Below are 18,177 nucleotides of genomic sequence, written 5' to 3'. Positions count from 1 at the left end.
TGCTCGTTTCTATTGTGGATCTCGGCCGAGAATGCTGGCAGTTTCCTTCGCGATACATTCGAGCGAGGAATACACTGGCAGGTAGCCCAGTTCCGCCGCCTGCCGGTTCAGCGAATAATAATGCGGCTTGGCGCCGGTGGCGTTCACCACGTTGGAGGCGGCACCGACAAATTCATATTGCAGGCCAAATTGCTGTTTCATCGCTTCGAGCAAGGCTGGCTTGTCGATCGGAGCGCGAGTATAGCAATCGATCGGACCGTTGTGCGGCGGCCCATTGAGGATACAGTTGACGAGTTGGTGAAAATCTTCCGGGTGCATGAAGTCGCGCACCATGTAGTCGGGTGACGTCTGCAGCACCGTATTGTCGCGGATGGCGCGCACGATATCGGTGATGAAAAAACGCGCAGCCATGTCCTGCGTACGGCTGAAACAATTAAATACACGAATATCGGTGATCGCCAATTCAGGCTGGGCTCGGTGGCGGCATTCAGCATGCAGCTTGGCAACCGAGTAATACTCTTGTGGCGTCAGTGCATTGATGGAAATGGCGGCCTGGGTCGATGGACCGGCCGGCTCCAGAAAGGTGCTGCCGTAGGCTGCGCCACTCGACAGGAAAATATAGCGTCGCTGCGGATGCTGGACCAGTCCGGCCATAACCATGTCGTCGTACTGCTGGGTAATGCCGAAGATCGATGCGCCCATCTTGGCCGCGCGTTGCGGATCACCGACACCGACGAAGTTGATCACGGCGTCGTGCTCATGCTGGCCGTACTCGTCATACAGATACAGCGGGCAGCGCGCGGCCAGGCCGAGCTGCTCCAGCCACTGCTGCGCCGGCGCCAGGTCGCGCACGTACATTTGCAAGCGGGTATCTTCCTGTAGTGCCATCAGGCGTATCAGGTCTTTGGCGATCTGGCTGCTGGCGCCAAGAATGGCTACGTGTTTCATAACGCCGCCGCCTGTTCCATTTCACGCGCCTGGACCTCGGGCGGCAGGTGCGGGAACATGCTATCGATGCTGCTCGAACGCATGCGTCCGTCCGGCAGCCTGACCGATACCACGGCCGGGATGATCTTCTGGTCGCGCGGCGCGACGATCTCGCACAGCACCGGACCGTCCATCGCCATCACCTTTGCCAGCGTGGCCGCCAGGTCTTCCTCACGCTCGCAGCGCACGAACGGCAGCGCATAGCTGGCCGCCATCGATTCCATGCTCGGGATAAACACGCCGCTGCGGTTGTCAGCACCGACATAATGGGCGCCGAGGAAGTCGCGCTGGGTATTGCGCATCGATACATAGCCGTCGTTATTAATGACGAACAACTTCACGTTCAGCCCGAAATGGCTCATCGTCGACAGTTCGTGTACGTTGGTCATCAAGGAACCATCGCCGGTGACGCAAACAGTCGGACCGGCGGCGCCCGTGGTGGCGGCGCCATTCGCTACCGGCAAGGCGAAGCCCATCGCGCCCATGGAGCCGGAGGAGATGAAGCGCTGGCCTTTTTTGACGCGCAAGGCCTGGCCCATCACATAGAATGCCGAGCCCGCATCGGCAACTACGCAAGCATCGTCTGCCAGCATGCGGCTCAGTTCTTCGGCGAAATGGTAGAAATTGACGGCATCATTGTGCACATGCGCTTCAGCGCTGACCGGGTAGCGTTCTTTCCATGACTGGGTACAAGCACGCCATGCACTCCAGTCGGGCGCAGTCGCGCCGGCCGAAGCGGCCAGCAAGGCGTCGATGAATTCCAGGCTGCCGGCCTGGATCGCATGACTAACGCCAACTTGCCCGCGAGCGATCACGGCCGCGTCGAGTTCGATCTGGATCTTGACGGCGGACGGTGCAAACAGTTCGCTTTCCCAGCCGGTGGTCTGGCCATGCAGACTGCAGCCAATACTGAGGATGACATCGGCGCTCTGCACCGCGAAATTGCCGGCGCGATCGCCTTTCGGTCCCGGATGGCCGACAAACAGGGGATGGTCGAAATACATCACATCTTTGCCCAGCTGGCTAGTGGCGACAGGAATGCCGAGCTGGCCAGCCAATTGTTGCAGTTGTGATACGGCATTGGCACAGCGCACGCCATAGCCAGCTAGAATCAACGGCCGGCGCGCCCCTTGCAGCAAAGCTAACACTTCCGCCACGTTGGCATTTGATGGCGCCAGAGCCAGGGGCTCGGGCACATAACCTGGCAATTCCTCAGGGTCGATCAACGCACCCTGCACATCCAGCGGCAAGTCCAGCAAAACAGGTCCAGGACGGCCCGATTGCGCCAGGTACAGCGCTTTTTCCAAATGGTAGCGGATGGTCGAAGGATCCATGACAATCTGTGCGTACTTGGTCACCGAAGCAACGATAGGCACAATATCGACTTCAAACGTGCCGAACTGGCGCAGGCCGGCGATGCCGGAACCTTGGATGGTCTGAGTACTTTTGCTTTGGCCGGTCAGGAACAGCAGCGGCGTGCTATCCTGCCACGCGCCAGCCAGACCTGTCAGAATATTCGTCGCGCCTGGGCCGCTGGTCGCATAGCATACGCCCAGTTCGCCGCTTCGGCGCGCGTAGCCGTCGGCCGCCATCGCGCTGGCCTGCTCGTGGTGATGGTGAATATAACCGAGGCCGCCTTCGCGACCGAGAGTATCGACCAGGTGCATCATCATGCCACCATTGAGCAGAAAAACGTGTTTGACGCCTCGCTCCATCAGGCGCGAGGCAATATAGTCAGCTACTCGAACTTTCATTTCGGATCCATCATGTCGGGAGTATTGTTAAGCGCCAGGAATATACTGTGTTCCTGATCGAAAGAAGTAACCGCACGCACCACGGCATCGCGGATAATCGAGGTATCAACCGCGTAGACTAGGAAGTTCGCACCCAGCGCCAAAGCGGCGGCAATGTCTTGCTGGCTGCGCACCATCATGCCAGCGGTCTTGCCTGCGGCGCGGATACGCTGGATCGAGCTGTCGACTATGGCGCTAACGCGCGGATGGCGTGTGTTGCCATCACAGCCAAGCGCCACCGCCAAGTCGTAAATGCCCATGTAGACCACGTCCAGTCCTGGCGTGGCGCAAATGGCGTCGATATCGGCCAGCGCGCTTTCGCTCTCGATGATGACGCAGGTCAACGAGAATTCATTGCTCAGTTTTCCTGAGCGGTTATCCGGCGGATTCGCATACTGGGCCGCGCGGGTGAACGGGTTGTAGCCGCGCGTGCCGCGCGGCGCGTACTTGGCCATCCTGACGACAGTATCGGCTTCAGCGGCGTTGTTGACTTGCGGCGCGATGATGCCATGCGCACCCAAGTCCAGCGCCCATTGCGCGGCCGACGGGTTGACGCCCGGCACGCGCACCAACGGCACGCCGCCGGCCGCCTCGACGGCACGAATGCAGCCGTCAAGACCGCTGACATCGAAAATGCCATGTTCCATGTCGAGGATGGCGAAATCCATGCCACCGAGGGCAAAGATTTCCACCACTACCGGCGATGGAATGATGGACCACACGCCCAGCACCGCCTGGCCAGCGGCCAGCTTGGCTTTGAGCGCATTGACGGCGGCGGCGGGCTTGGCGGGTGTAGACATGCTTGTGCCTTCTTAGAAGTTGACGCCGAAGAACTCTTCGATCTTGCTGATCGAGAAGTCCATCATTTCGCGAGTCAGGCCCGGGAAGACGCCGATCCACAGCGTGTCGTGCATGATGCGGTCGGTATTCGTCAGCTCGCCCGAGACACGGTAGTTACGCCCGATCATGTACGGCTGGCGCGTCAGGTTGCCGGCGAACAGCAGACGCGTGCCGATCTTGTGTTGATCCAGGAAGGTCAGCAGACTGACGCGGTCGACATTTGCTTCCGGGCGAATGGTGATTGGGAAGCCGAACCAGGATGGATCCGAGTTCGGTGTCGCTTCCGGCAGGATCAGGAACTCCGCACAGCTCTGCAGGCCGTTTTTCATGTGGGCGAAGTTGTCCTTGCGTGCCTGTACAAAACCAGCCGCACGGTCCATCTGCGCCAAGCCACATGCCGCTTGCATGTCGGTGATCTTCAGGTTGTAGCCCAGGTGGCTGTAGGTGTACTTGTGGTCATAGCCTTCCGGCAGCGTGCCCAGCTTGCAGCAGAAACGCTGGCCGCAGGTGTTGTCCTTGCCTGGCGCGCAATAGCAGTCGCGGCCCCAGTCGCGGAACGATTCGGCAATCGCTTTCAGTTCCGGATTGTTGGTAAACACCGCGCCGCCTTCGCCCATGGTGATATGGTGCGCAGGGTAAAAACTCATGGTGCCGATATCGCCGAAGGTGCCGCACATCTGGCCGTTATACGTGGCGCCCAGGGCGTCGCAGCAGTCTTCCACCAGCCACAGATTGTATTTCTTGCACAGCGCAACGATGACTTCCAGGTTGAACGGATTGCCCAGGGTATGGGCCAGCATGATGGCCTTGGTCTTGTCCGTGATGGCCGCTTCGATTTTCGTGGCATCGATGTTATAGGTGCCCAGTTCCACGTCGACGAAGACGGGTACCGCACCATATTGCAAAATCGGATTGACGGTGGTCGGGAAACCGGCCGCCACGCCGATGACTTCGTCACCAGGCTGGATGGCGCGCGCGCCGAGTTTGGGCGACGTCAGCGCCGAGAAGGCCACCAGGTTGGCGGACGAACCCGAGTTCACCGTGATCAGGAATTCGACGCCGATGAACTTGGCCAGGCGCTGTTCGAATTCGTCATTGAAACGACCCGTGGTCAGCCAGGCGTCGAGCGAGGCTTCGACCATCAGGCCCATCTCGGGTGCGCCGACGACTTTACCGGCCGGTGGAATCACCGTCACGCCCGGCTCGAATGGTTTCGGCACGCTGGCCAGTGCGCCGTATTGCGCCACCAGGGCAGCAATCTGCTCGCGGATTTGTTGTTGGGTCAGTTGTTCGCTCATGATACAGCCTTCAATTTATTAGGTAATTAATCAGGTATTTTGATAGGTGGCGATTTGCGCCAGCGTCATTGCCCGCATGTCCGCGCCCTGGTCGCACGCCTTATGCCACTCGACAATTTTGGCGATGGTCTGGCCGATGTCCCAGCGCGGATGCCAGCCCAGCTGGCCACGCGCCTTGGAACAATCGAGTTTCAGATAGGTTGCCTCATGCGGATGGTCCTGGCCGTCGAGCGACCAGGAGGCGCCCGCGCCCCATTCTTGCGTCATGCGCTCGATGATCCATTCGACGGGCTTGGCGTCGGTATCGTGCGGGCCGAAGTTCCAGCCTTCGGCATGCACGGGGCCTGCCGTGTACAGCTTTTCCGCCAGGGTCAGATAACCGCTCAATGGCTCGAGCACGTGCTGCCACGGGCGGATCGCATGGGGATTGCGGATCATCACCGGCTCGCCGGCGCCGATGGCGCGCAACATGTCGGGAATCAGGCGATCCAGCGCCCAGTCGCCGCCGCCGATGACGTTGCCGGCGCGGCCGCTGCCCAGAGCCACGCCGTGTTCGGCGTATTTGTCAGCATGGAAGAAGGAACTGCGGTAGCCGGCTGTCACCAGTTCGGCGCAGCCCTTGCTGTTGCTGTAGGGATCGTAGCCGCCCATGGCCTCGTTTTCGCGGTAGCCCCACGGCCATTCGCGGTTTTCATAGCACTTGTCGCTGGTGACATTCACCACCGCACGCACGCCAGGCGTGGCGCGCACGGCTTCGAGCACATGCACCACGCCCATGACGTTGGTGGAATACGTTTCCACCGGATTGGCGTATGAGTAGCGCACCAGCGGCTGGGCGGCCATGTGAATGACGATGTCCGGACGTGCGGCGGCCATGGCGCGCTTGACTGCGTCGCCATCGCGCACGTCGCCGATGATCGACTGCATGCCACTGGCCACGTCGGCGACCTCAAACAGGCTGGGGGTGGTCGGTGCCGCCAGCGCATAGCCGGTCACGTCGGCGCCAAGCTGCTGCAGCCACAGGCTCAGCCAGCCACCCTTGAAGCCGGTATGGCCGGTGAGAAAAACACGTTTTCCTTGCCAGAATGCGGGATTCATCAAGCCGCCTTCCAGGGGGCCTTGCCCGATTGCCACAGTTCTTCCAGATGCACCTTGTCGCGCAGGGTATCCATCGGTTGCCAGAAGCCATGATGGAAAAAGGCGTCCAGTTGACCTTCAGCGGCAAGGCGTTCCAGCGGCTGCTTTTCCCAGGTGGTGCTGTCGTTCGCGATGTAATCGATGACTTTCGGCGACAGCACAAAATAGCCGCCGTTGATCCACGCACCATCGCCTTGCGGCTTTTCCTGGAAACTATTGATTTTCTGGCCATCCAAGATCAGCGCGCCGAAGCGGCCAGGAGGCTGAGTCGCGGTCAGCGTGGCCAGCTTGCCGTGCGCCTTGTGGAAAGCGATCGATTCGGTGATGTTGACATCGCTGACGCCATCGCCGTAGGTAAAGCAGAATGCCTCTTCGCCCTCAAGGTAACGCTTGACGCGTTTCAAGCGGCCACCGGTCAAGGTTTCGTCACCTGTATCAACCAGCGTGACTTTCCAGGGTTCGGCATTGCGCGCGTGAACTTCCATCTGATTATTCTGCATATCGAATGTGACATCCGATGTGTGCAAAAAATAGTTGGCGAAATATTCTTTGATGACATAGCCTTTGTAACCGCAACAAATAATGAAATCATTAACGCCATGCGCCGAATATGTCTTCATGATATGCCACAGAATCGGCTTGCCACCAATTTCTACCATCGGTTTTGGTTTGGTGGAAGTTTCTTCACTAATACGTGTACCCAAACCACCGGCGAGAATGACTGCTTTCATTTTTTCACCACAAATATATTTTAAAAACAAGAAAAATCTTTAAATCAGATCCAAGAAATAACATTCATATAAATGACAAATTATTTTTACCAAACCTTGGATAGCTTTACCCAACGCTCTCTCGATTTCTCACTTCTCCGTGAAAATCGATAAAATTCACGCATAAAAATAAAAAATACAGAAAAAACAAAACCAACAATAACAGCACCCAGCATGATAAAAACTCTTCTTGGTTTTGATTTTTTCTCTGCAGGAACAGCCTTATCCAGTATCTGAATATTTGAAGACTCTTTCGCCTCGTCGATCTTGGCCAACTCGTACTGCTTGGAAAGCAATTCAAAAATTGTCTCGTTATACTTCACATTACGCAATCCACGAATATATTCCACTCCAATGTCTGGCAACTTCGACGTCGACACAAGCGCATCTCCACTCTTGCTTTCTGGACCACGTTTTAATTTTTCAACTTGGTTCTGCAACCCTTGAATTTCCTGTTGCAGACGAATAACTTCCGGATTGTTATTGGTTGCAAAACTTCGCATTGATCCAAGTTGCACCTCTTTCGCAGCAATCGTCCCTTCAAGCTGCGCCACATTAGAAATAATTCCTCTTACCTGGCCTTCAAGCTGAATAATTCCCGTGTCTTTTTGAACATTACGCAAAGCAATTTCAGATTCAGCAAGATCATTTTTTGCCTTGACCAACTGCTTTTCAAAGAACAAGCGCCGTTGTGAAGCATCTGTAATTGCCAGATTCTGCGTCAATGCGGACAATTCGGAAACGTATGAATTTGCCAATTCTGCGGAAAATTTTGCATCAGCATCTTCGACAGCAATCGAGATAATTCCTGACTTTGCGCTCGAAATATCAACTATTCCCGCAAGCTTCTTTCTGGCATCATCGAAGGTGTCCACCTCAAATTTCTTCTTTAAATCAAATTTATTAATCAGATTGTCAGCCACCGTCCGGCTCTCCAACATGCCGACATAAAGATCGTTCGGATTTTTCAATCCGGCGATACCTCCAGCGGCACCTGCCAGCCCTCCCAGTTGTCCCAACATTGCTGCCATACCTGCCCCTTGCTGCTGTTGCGGAGGCAGAATGGCAGACTTCGACAAAAATTTCGGACTGATGATGAAAAATGCCGCCGCTACCCCAAGCAACAGGCAAAACAGGGGGGTAAGAAATAGCAATTTCTTATTTTCACCAAGTAGCACAAGCAAATCCAGGATATGAATTTCATTATCTTCCTTAATCGCAAGCACGTTCTCTTTTATTTCCACCATTTGCTCAGACATCATTTTCTTTCACGTAACAGTCTATTTTAAAGCCAGAACATAATTTTGATTTAATCAAATCGTAACAATATGGCTACGCATTCATTGCGAAGAGTTATTAAAAGTCAAAATTAACGGCAAATGAAATATGATATTTTCAATCAGTCTTTCAATACCTTCAAACCAGCGGCACCCAAACCAAACTGATAGAAAATTGCTGTCCAGTCTTTCACGCTCTGCATGAAAGTGCTGCGATCGATTTTCTCTGGCACGACCACAGTATCGCCTGGATTGAGCGCATTACCGCCAATGCCACCGAACCAGCCGCTGGCTTGACTACTAGCGGCTGTACCATCGGCACGAATCACATATATTTCAGACTTATCCGCATTGGATGTAACACCACCAGCCTGCCTCACATAATCGTTTACCGTACGTTGTGGACGGTAAACAAAGGCGTTTTGCTGGAAGACCGAACCCAGCACATCAACAGTGCCGGGACGGCGCGGAATCAGAATGGAGTCGCCGTCCTGCAGCGGCAGATCGGGAAGGTTTTTGACCTGCGTATCGACACCTGGTAAATCAAGAACAATGCGGCCCTCTGCCTTGATGCTGCGCAGTTTTTGTGCGATACGGCGCTGCTGCTCGACTTCGGCCACAGCCTTCGCCGCGTTATCCTTATCGTTGCTTGCTGCCATACGCTGGGTGGCATTCGACTCCATATCGCGCTCAAAACGGTCAGCTACCTGGTCCAATTTGATTTGCTGTGCACGGCGTACGGATTCACGGTTCAACTGTGTCGCGTACAGGTAGCCATTTTCATTGGCGCCGCCGACACGTGCGACCAGCTCGCGCAGCGTTTCGCCTTTTTTCAACAGAAAAATACCGCTCTGCTTTGCTTCGCCAGCCACACGCACGTATTCATTCTGGATTTGCGCCTGGACCGGTACGGCGCCTGGGGCAAACACGCGCAGAATATCGGTAGGCTTGACGGCAATGCCGGCCAACTGACTGCCGGACACACCTTTGTCGGCTACCAGTTCCAGCACGGTTTTATATTGATTATCGATGTTCCTTTCGACCACGATCTGCTTGGTTTCAGCCGCCGACTCGAAGCCGCCGGCCCAGCTCAATACATCGGCCAGGCTGGCATTGCCTTTCAATTCGAAAATAGCGGGCTGTTTTACGTTGCCGGTCAAGGCCACGAGGGGACCGACTTCCGGAATGTAGATTACGTCGCCATCGCGCAAGGTAACGTCGCGGCTCTTGTCGCCCTTGACCAGCATGTCATACAGGTCGAAGGTACTGACAGTATCCTTGCCGCGCTTGAGCTGGATATTGCGCATGCTGCCGGTGGCGTCCGGGCCACCCGACGTAAACAGGGCATTGAGCAGGGTGCTCATGGAATTCAAGGTATATGTACCTGGACGGACGGCATGGCCAACCACGTACACTTGCACGGCACGCGTTTGCGCGATGCTCGCCGTCAGGTCGAAGTTGGTGTAGATCTTGCCGATAGCCTTTTTCAAATAGCCCTGCAAATCCTTGTACTGCACACCGCTGACCTTGATGGAGCCGACGCGCGGAATGAAAATCGCACCGCTGCGGTCGACCGTGGCGCTGACGTCAATGTCAACCATGCCCCAGCCGCGCACCTGCAACTCGTCACCCGTGCCAATCACGTATTCCTGGTTCACCTGGACACCATCGAGCGGCGCGAAGGTGGACGGCACGTCGCTGAACAGATCCTTGCCGAAGATGCTCAGTTTCTTTCCCGTCACGCCATCGACATACTCTTCAAAAGCGCCGGCCTTGGTACCTGCCGCAGCCTGTTTGCTAAGATTATTGGCAGCCAGCGTTTTCTCCTGGCGCGGATCGCTGCGGCCGCTACGAATACTGGGCAAGGTACCTGCGCCCGACTCACTTGCCTGTGCTCGAGACAGGTTCGAGCGCGACATGTCAGCCATGTCCAGGTCCTGCCCTGCGGCATAGGTAGAGGTTGCCCCCAACAGGAAAGCCGAGAAAATCATGTGTTTCACGAAAGGCGGGGGAGTACGAAATTGCTTTTTCATGCTGGTCTTTGTCTGGATGAATGTTGTATGAGTAAAGGGAGCGCCATGCGCGCTTAATACTTGCCCTGCCAGGTCACGCTGATTTCTTTCGGGCCGGGATTGATCGACAATCCCGATTTGCTCTGGTCGCGCTGCGCGTGCCACAGCCAGCTGCCCATGGCGTAGCCGACGATGCCGCCGGCGACCGTGTCGGAGACCCAGTGCTTGCGGCCGAATACGCGGCCGGCGGAACCCACGGCGGCCACGCTGTACAGCCAGGGCGCATCGTACTCCTTGGCAAATGGCGTCACGGCGGCAAAGCCGATGGCGGCATGCGCGGAAGGGAACGACGAGTTTGAACGGGAACTGCCGCTGCCGACGCGGCTCCACGTTCCGAGGTCTTCCTCTGGTCGGGCGCGGCCAAACGCATATTTTCCGGCCACTGCCACGCCCGTTGCCACGGCAACCGATTGCAGGGAAATGAGTCCCGTATTTTGCATGCGCTCATCGCCCAAGGCGAAGGCGGCGGCAGCGGCGCCCACTGCCGCGTATGGCATGGCCTTGCCCAGCTTGTCCCAGTTGCGGTAGACCTTGGAATCTTCGTGCTTCTTGACGAAACGGTCGACGGGCTTGTCGCTGAGGGCTGATGCCAGCACCACGCCCCCGACCACTGCCGTCGCCTTGAGCCACTCAGGGGCGCTGGGCGTTGCAGATGCGGATTGCTCCAGGCGTGCGCGCATGGCGGGCCATGGGCTGACAAACGGCCGGTCTGGCGGATTGACGGCAGGCAGGTGCTGTTCGTCCGGACGCTCGGCAAAGTTGCCCAGACCATCGTAACTGTGCATATCGGCGCGCGGACGCTCGAACATGTCGTACAGATCGCCCGGCGAAGCCACCATTTGCCCCACGTCGCGCGTCCATGGCGCAAGGGCGAAGCCGGCTGTCGATTGCGTGTCCATCGGCAACATGCTGTTCAACGGCACGGACAGGAAGATGCCACGGTCCTGGTACGGCTTCGACGGCGTACCAGGGCTGGTGATGTCGTTGCCGTTCGTATGCGTGTACCAGGCGCCGACTTCGATACCGGACTGGAAGCGGCGCTTGAATTCCACGCGCACGCCCGTGTCCTTGGCCAGGAAGCGGCCGGCGCGCGCCGTCACGGTAATATCGTGCGGCAAGCGGTAATGCAGGGAGCCGATCGCCGTCACCGTCTTGTAGTCGCGCGAATCGAGCAAGCCCTTGTAGCCACGCTGCTGCAAGGCATCGACAGCCACGTCGGCCGCCCAGCGGCTATCCTTCGGCAGGTACAGCACCTGGCCGCCCACGCCGCGGAACATGTCTTCATACAGGCCGGCCGACACGCGGGTATACACGCGCTCGGCGGGATTGTCGTATTTGTTCAGCAAGACGCGGCTCAGCGAAAAACGCCCGCCGCGCAAATATTCCGCGATATCGGTACGTACGTGCGGCAAATTGCTGTTCGATGGCTGCTTGACGCCCGATACCGTTTCCAGCAACTGCAGGCTGGCGGCGCTATTCAGGTACAGACCGTCGCCGAGGCGGCGGTCGTAGTTGGCTACCGCCGAGATCGAATAACGGAAGGCGCCGCTCGGGTCATTGAAGAAGAAGCCCACCTTGGGAGCGACCTTGAAGCGGTTCGCCTCCCGATCCAGCGATTTGATTTGCACCACGTCGCCATCGACGCCAACGCCGACGGCCAGTTTGCCGTCGTCCTGGAGGACATTGGCGGCCTTGGCGGGAGCAGGTGCGGAAACGTCAGGAGCAGGCGCCGCTGGCGCCATGGCAGTCGCGGAAACGGCGGCCAGTACCGGCGCGGGCGCAGGTACTGGTGCAGGTGCGGCAGCAACGACGGGTGCCGGCTTGTCGAGGAATTCCTGCAGCCAGCCTTGCTGATCGTCCTGGATGACATCGCTTTTTTCAGGATAGCGCAGCAGCACGACGTCGAGGAAGGCCTTGCGGTCGATCTTGCCTGCCAAATAGTCATTCAGTTTTGCCAAATCAAAGAATTCGTAGGTGGCGATTGGCTGGTCCAGCTTGGTATACGTGATGCGCAGGGTCGTCACGCCCTTTGGCGCGAAGGCGACAGCCGTGCGCGCGGCACGGCCAACGGCGCGGCCCATGTTCGAAATCCGGCTGTTGGTCAGGCTCAGGCTAAGGACATTGCCTTCCTGTTCGACCCGGATATTCTTATAGTCCTGTTTTACCAAGGCATTGACCAGGTCGGCGCCATACACGGCATCGCGGTGCCATTCTTCCTTGCTCGGCAGCGGTGGCGGATTCTTGTCGTCCACGAAATACGGCGGCTCGTACACCTTGGGGACAAACTCACGTTCGCCAAACGGAATGCTGATAAAGGCGTTCACGCTGAACTGGTCGCGGTTGCGTGCCGCCTGCAAGGCAAGCCAGCCCCAGCGGTACTCCAGGCCCACGGACGCGCCTTTGCGGCGCTTGCCGGCGTCCGTTTCGCTGGCGCGGAAGTCGCGCAAGTAATTCGTTGTATCGTATTCGGCCACCACCGACCAGCGCGGCAGCGCGGCCGGTGTCCAGCGCGCGCCGGCGAACACCCCGTCCGGGCGTTTATGGGCATAGCCGAGGCTCGCTTCGATATTCTTGCTGGCGCCAAAAGTCTTGGTGGCAACAACATATTGCCCCTTGAACAACTCGGTACCGAACAGATCCGTCATGCCGACGGCAACGGACGGCATCCACTCCGTTTCCGTCCACAGGCGCAATTTGCCGTCAACGACTTTATCCTTGTAGCGGCCATAGCCACTGCCATATTCACCAGGCACATTGGTAAAACCCGGTATGCCCGTTATCGACACATAACGTCCCGTCATTTGCAGGAAAGGCAGGATATTCGCCGTCGCCCATAACTGGCCATACGGGCTGTCGTAGCTGTAGCCGACGCTAAAGGTGCCATCCGTTTCCACCACGGCGCTGGGCATATTGATATACCCGGACTGGCCACCATGATTCGGGGTCGCGGCCATCACCGAAGGCGCGCCAAGCACCAGACAGCCACACCAGGTATATTTGATTGATTTTCTGAGTACGCTTAACAAATCCGGCTACCTAAAAGATCCTGCACCTGGAATTCCTGACAATGTATTCAGAAAATCAATGAGCTTGGGGAAACGTGAATGAAACGAAAAAAGGCCAACCGACGGGCATCTTGCAATGCCACGCATCAGTTCGCCACTAAAACTCGGTACTTCCGGGCAATTGATCGTTGCTTAATCATGCCTCAGGAATATATGTCGCAGAATTTTAACATTGTTTTCTTGTAGCAAATGCTTAACTTGTTTCCCTAGCGCCACACCTGCCCATGCACCGCAAACGCCGCCTGCGGCGCTGCGGCAGGCGGGAAAGGTCACTTCAAACTGCCAAATACTTTGCCGATAATCTTGCTGCCATATGCGAGCGGATTGCTGCGGATGGCTTTTTCTTCCTCGCCGATCATCAGGTACAGGCCGTCAAGCGCACGGTCCGTGACATAGCCTTCCACCGTCGATTGCTGCTGCGGCACCAGTCCCGTCTTGCCGATCTGGCTCATGGTGCTGTTGTACTTGCTGGCCAGGCCGGAACGGTCGGTAACGGATTTCACGATGGGCAGGAATTTGACGGCCAGGGGTGCCGATGTCTTCTGGCGGAAGAAATCCGTGACGGAGGTATCGCCACCGGACAGGATATTTTTCGCATCGCTCACGCTCATCGATTTGACGGCGTCGAGCAGCAAGGGCTTGGCCATAGGCACGGCCGACTCGGCGGCACGGTTCATCGACACCACCAGGTCGTCCAGTTGCTGGCCGCGACCCGTCATTTTCAGCAAGGGCTTGGCTTGTTCCAGGATGCCGGGCAGCTTGATCTTCACCTTGTCGTTATTGAGAAAACCATTTTCGATGCCCAACTTGGCAACGGCGGCGGCCGATCCGGCTTCCAGCGCCGCCTTCAAGCCATTGCTCGCATCCTGGTTACTGAGAGCATCCAGGGGACCGGCGCCTGCGCCGGACGACAGCAACACCAACGCGCACAGGAGGGCGGCCGAACGGCCAGGGAAAGGGTTCAGGCGCATAGTTTTCCTTTTCTAGAGAATAGACAGACTACCTTCTGCTGGAACCTTAGCACATCAAAACTGCAAATACTGCAGCAATTTTTTGCGTCTTGGGGAAAACAAGGGGTGCCACAGATGGCGGAGGGAAAGGACTATACAACATCAGCTGTTGTATCCGCGCACGCTAACGCCGGCGGCATAGTTCAGTCTGCTATCGCCGCCAGTTGTTCGCGCACCCGCGCCAGATCCGTCTCGCGCATGCGCGCCGCCGTCTGACGCAGGGATTTTTCCGCACCGGCCACGCCGGCCGCCGCCGCCATCGACAGCCAGATATACGCCTGCTGCAAATCGAGCGGTCCACCCTGGCCGCTGGCCGCCATCAGGCCCAAATTCATTTGCGCCCGCGCATGGCCCTGGCGTGCGGCCAGCGCATACCAGTCCCAGGCGGCGGCATAATCCTGCGGCACATCCTGTCCATTGTCATGCCGCAGGCCCAGTGCGAACTGGGCCAGGCTGTGGCCTTGTGCTGCGGCACGGCAGTAACAGGCGCAGGCCAGCTGGCTGTCTGGCGCCGGACCATCGTCGCGGTCGTGCAGCACGCCCTGCATGTATTGCGCCGGCGCGTAATCCTGCTCGGCGGCGCGGCGGTACCACTCCAGCGCCAACGACAGATCCTGCGGCACGCCCTGGCCATGTTCATAGCGCAGGCCCAGGTCAAACTGCGCCCGCACATGCCCCTGGTCGGCCGCTTTGCGGTACCAGAAGATGGCTTCCTGCGCATCGGCAGGCATGCCCTGCCCATGCTCATGCAGGAGTCCCAACTGATACTGGGCCGCGGGAAAACCCTGCCCGGCCGCCTGGCGATAAAACACTTGCGCCCGGGTATAGTCTTGCGCGCCATGTTCATGGTGCAGGCCCAGGTTGTGCTGGGCCGCCGCGTGCCCCTGGCCAGCCGCCTTCACATACCACGCGAGTGCCGCCTGCTTATCGCAGGGCACGCCCTGGCCATTATCGTAGATCAAGCCCAGGTTGAATTGCGAACTGGCGTGGCCCTGCTCGGCCGCGCGCCGGTACCAGGTGATCGCCTGCCCGCTATCCTGCGGCAGCACGTCGCCATTTTCATAGCGCAGCGCCAGGTTGAACTGGGCCGGCGCATAGCCTTGCTCGGCCGCCTTGCGCATCCAGGCCGTCGCCTGCTGGCGGTCCTGGCGCACGCCCTGGCCATTATCGTAGCGCAGGCCCAGATTGAACTGCGCCCGTGCATAGCCCTGTTCGGCCGCCTTGCGGTACCAGGCGATGGCTTGCACGAAATCCTGCGGCACGCCCTTGCCATTGTCATACATCATGCCCAGATTGTTCTGTGCGCCCGCGTCGCCCTGTTCCGCCGCGCGGCTGAACCACAGCATGGCTTGCCCGCTATCTTGCGCCAGCCCCTGTCCCTTCGCATACAGCCAGCCCAGGTTGTACTGGGCCGCCGCGTAACCCTGCTCGGCCGCCTGCTGGTACCAGTGCGCCGCCTGCGCAAAATCCTGCGCCACGCCCTGCCCCTTCTGGCACATCACACCCAGGTTGTATTGCGCATGCTCCAGGCCCTGCGCGGCGGCCAGGCCATACCAGTGCAGCGCCAGCGCATAGCTTTGCTCAATTCCCTGGCCATTGAAATGCATGAAGCCCAGGCTGTGCTGGGCGTTCGCATTGCCCTTCTCGGCCAGCCCTTTCAGGCGCAAGTAATCAGCCGTGTAATGAGCGGCCGTGTAACGGGGATCGGCAAGCGGCATGGTCAAGCTTCGATGGCCAGCGTCTGCGACAGCGCGGGGGCGGCATCGGCGATCAGGCGGTTCTGCTCCTGCAGCACGCCGATGAAGCTGCCCAACGAGATGGGGCGGTGGTACAGATAGCCCTGCATCGTGGTACAGCCCTTGTCCTGCAGATAGCGCGCCTGGCCTTCCGTTTCCACGCCCTCGGCGATCAGGTGCAGTCCCAGTCCGCGCGCAATCGAAATGATGGCCAGGATGACGGGATAGTGTCCGTGCTCGTCGTGAATTTCCTTCACAAACGACTGGTCGATCTTGATGGTGTGGATGGGGAAGCGGTGCAGATACGACAGCGAGGAATAGCCGGTGCCGAAATCGTCGATGGCGACCGACACACCCAGCTGGCACAGCTTGTTCAACTGCTCGATCGCATACTGCGGATTGCGGATGCAGATGTTTTCCGTGATTTCCACTTCGATCTTTTCCGGTGCGATGCCATAGCGCGTCAGCGCGCCGCGCATCTTCTCGAAAAAGTCTCCCCGATCCAGGTATTGCGGCGACAGATTGAGCGACAGGCGCACGGCTTCGCCGCCGGCCGCGTTCCACTGCACCAAGTCGCGGCACAGGGCGCCCAGCATCCAGTCCGAGATCGGCAGCATCAAGCCGTTCTCCTCGGCGAACGGCAGGAATTCGCCGGCCGTCAACAAGCCCCGCTGCGGGTGGTTCCAGCGCATCAACCCTTCGGCGCCGACGATGCGGCCCGTCATCACGTCCACCTGCGGCTGGTAATACATCTCCAGCTGGTTCAGCTCCAGCGCCTTGCGCAGGCTTTGTTCGAGCGCGATCTTCTGGTGCGACACGTCGAGCATGGACTCGTGATAAAAACTGTGGCCATTCTTGCCCAGCGCTTTGACCTGGTACATGGCGATGTCGGCATGGCGCAGCAGTTCGTCGATAGTCTCACCGTCGCCCGGATAGATGGCGATGCCGATGGAAGCCGAAATATGCACCTGGTTGCCATCAAGGTCGAACGGCTGGTGCAGGCATTCGAGGAATTTGTCGGCGATCAGGCGCGCATCCTGGCGGTCGCGCAGCTCCGGCAGCACGATGGTGAATTCATCGCCGCCCTGGCGCGCCAGAGTATCGCCGCGGCGCAGGCAATCCTTCAGGCGCAGCGCCACCTGCTGCAGCAGCTCGTCGCCCTTCACATGGCCGAGGGTGTCGTTGACCAATTTGAAGCGATCGAGGTCGATGAACATCACGGCCAGTTCCGTCAGCTTGCGCCGCGCCTGGATCACGGCCAGTCCAAGACGGTCCTTGAACAGCATGCGGTTCGGCAGGTCCGTCAGGATGTCGTGGTAGGCCTGGTAGGAAATGACTTCCTCGGCGCGCTTGCGGTCGGTGATGTCGCGCGCCACGCCGTAGGTGCCGAAGTATTCCTGCTTCCGAGCTTCGTGATCGTGGCTGTGCATGCCGATCGAGTTGAGCGGAATCGTCATCAGGGTGTTGTTGAAGGTGCGGTCGCTGCCGCTGCCGCTATGGCACTTCAGGCGCAGTTCCACATTGCGCGACGCGCGTTCGTCGATGCGGCGCTCATTGAAGGCATAGCGCGCCCGCTCCTGGTCTTCATCGTGCACGAGGATCGAATAATGGCTGCCGATCAGCTCTTCGCGGCTAAAGCCCAGCAACTGGTGTACCCGGTCGTTGATGAAGGTGATGCGGCCTTCGTGGTTCAGGGTGTAGATGATGTCGGGCGAGCTGTCGACCAGGTAGCGGTACATCTTTTCCGAGTTTTCCAGCTGCAGCGCGATGCGCTCGTTTTCCAGCGCCAGCTTGCGCTTTTGCAGCGCGTTCTCCACCGTCTTGAGCAGCTCCTCGCGGCTGTACGGCTTGCGCAGGTAATCGTAAGCGCCACGCTTCAAGGCGCCGATGGCCGCCTCGATGCCGACGTCGCCGCTCATGACGATCACGTCGCCCTCGATGCCGCGCCGGTTGATGTGGTCCATGATTTCATGGCCGCTCATGTCGGGCAGGCGCAAGTCGAGCAGGATCAGGTCGAAGCGCAGTTTCGACAACTGCGCCAGCGCCTCGCTGCCGCAGGTGGCCGTGTACAGCTGGTAGCCGCGGTCCTTCAGCAATTCGTGAAGGGAGGCGAGCAAACGGGGCTCGTCGTCGACCAGCAGGATGCGCGGGCTGTTTTCCAGGTCAAACGGAATGGCGGAGGAGTTCATGGA

Annotated in this window: 12 protein-coding genes; all 12 read right to left on the bottom strand. The window is 58.4% G+C overall.

Going from position 1 to position 18,177, the window contains the following annotated elements; genetic code table 11:
• Positions 1–9: 9 nt before the first annotated feature.
• The 12 genes from O0881_RS20800 to O0881_RS20745 all read right to left on the bottom strand — a co-directional run bounded on the left by O0881_RS20800 (position 10) and on the right by O0881_RS20745 (position 18,174).
• Positions 10–948: an NAD(P)-dependent oxidoreductase gene (locus O0881_RS20800; protein WP_289912785.1), complete on the bottom strand. Its 939-nt coding sequence runs from the start codon at positions 946–948 to the stop codon at positions 10–12.
• Entirely contained in the window at positions 945–2,741 is a 1,797-nt protein-coding gene (locus O0881_RS20795) for a thiamine pyrophosphate-binding protein (protein ID WP_289912784.1), read from the bottom strand. Before O0881_RS20795 ends, O0881_RS20800 begins: the two co-directional genes overlap by 4 nt.
• The gene (locus tag O0881_RS20790) at positions 2,738–3,580 is read right to left on the bottom strand and encodes an aldolase/citrate lyase family protein (RefSeq protein ID WP_289912783.1); all 843 of its coding nucleotides are present in this window, start codon (positions 3,578–3,580) and stop codon (positions 2,738–2,740) included. Before O0881_RS20790 ends, O0881_RS20795 begins: the two co-directional genes overlap by 4 nt.
• Positions 3,581–3,592: 12 nt before the next feature.
• Positions 3,593–4,918 (bottom strand): lipopolysaccharide biosynthesis protein RfbH, encoded by a 1,326-nt coding sequence (gene rfbH, locus O0881_RS20785; RefSeq protein WP_289912781.1) that lies wholly within the window; start codon positions 4,916–4,918, stop codon positions 3,593–3,595.
• 30 nt (positions 4,919–4,948) lie between these two features.
• Positions 4,949–6,016: a CDP-glucose 4,6-dehydratase gene (gene rfbG / locus O0881_RS20780; RefSeq protein ID WP_099666290.1), complete on the bottom strand. Its 1,068-nt coding sequence runs from the start codon at positions 6,014–6,016 to the stop codon at positions 4,949–4,951.
• Positions 6,016–6,786 carry a glucose-1-phosphate cytidylyltransferase gene (gene rfbF, locus O0881_RS20775; protein ID WP_289912780.1) on the bottom strand — a complete coding sequence of 257 codons (771 nt, stop codon included), beginning with the start codon at positions 6,784–6,786 and terminating at the stop codon, positions 6,016–6,018. The genes rfbG and rfbF overlap by 1 nt, the downstream gene beginning before the upstream one ends.
• 86 nt (positions 6,787–6,872) lie before the next feature.
• Positions 6,873–8,087 (bottom strand): GNVR domain-containing protein, encoded by a 1,215-nt coding sequence (locus O0881_RS20770; RefSeq protein WP_289912779.1) that lies wholly within the window; start codon positions 8,085–8,087, stop codon positions 6,873–6,875.
• 137 nt (positions 8,088–8,224) lie between these two features.
• Positions 8,225–10,135: an SLBB domain-containing protein gene (locus O0881_RS20765; RefSeq protein WP_289912777.1), complete on the bottom strand. Its 1,911-nt coding sequence runs from the start codon at positions 10,133–10,135 to the stop codon at positions 8,225–8,227.
• Positions 10,136–10,188: 53 nt separating this feature from the next.
• On the bottom strand, positions 10,189–13,128 hold the full coding sequence (locus O0881_RS20760; protein ID WP_289912775.1) for a YjbH domain-containing protein: 2,940 nt from the start codon (positions 13,126–13,128) through the stop codon (positions 10,189–10,191).
• Positions 13,129–13,508: 380 nt separating this feature from the next.
• Entirely contained in the window at positions 13,509–14,210 is a 702-nt protein-coding gene (locus O0881_RS20755) for a DUF4197 domain-containing protein (protein ID WP_289907333.1), read from the bottom strand.
• Positions 14,211–14,392: 182 nt separating this feature from the next.
• Positions 14,393–15,967 carry an SEL1-like repeat protein gene (locus O0881_RS20750; RefSeq protein ID WP_289912774.1) on the bottom strand — a complete coding sequence of 525 codons (1,575 nt, stop codon included), beginning with the start codon at positions 15,965–15,967 and terminating at the stop codon, positions 14,393–14,395.
• 2 nt (positions 15,968–15,969) lie between these two features.
• Positions 15,970–18,174: an EAL domain-containing protein gene (locus O0881_RS20745; RefSeq protein ID WP_289907331.1), complete on the bottom strand. Its 2,205-nt coding sequence runs from the start codon at positions 18,172–18,174 to the stop codon at positions 15,970–15,972.
• Positions 18,175–18,177: the final 3 nt, after the last annotated feature.

It is taken from the genome of Janthinobacterium sp. SUN100 (assembly GCF_030397705.1).
GTDB classification, from domain to species: Bacteria; Pseudomonadota; Gammaproteobacteria; order Burkholderiales; family Burkholderiaceae_D; genus Janthinobacterium; species Janthinobacterium kumbetense.
This window is presented reverse-complemented; position numbering and strand designations above follow the sequence as displayed.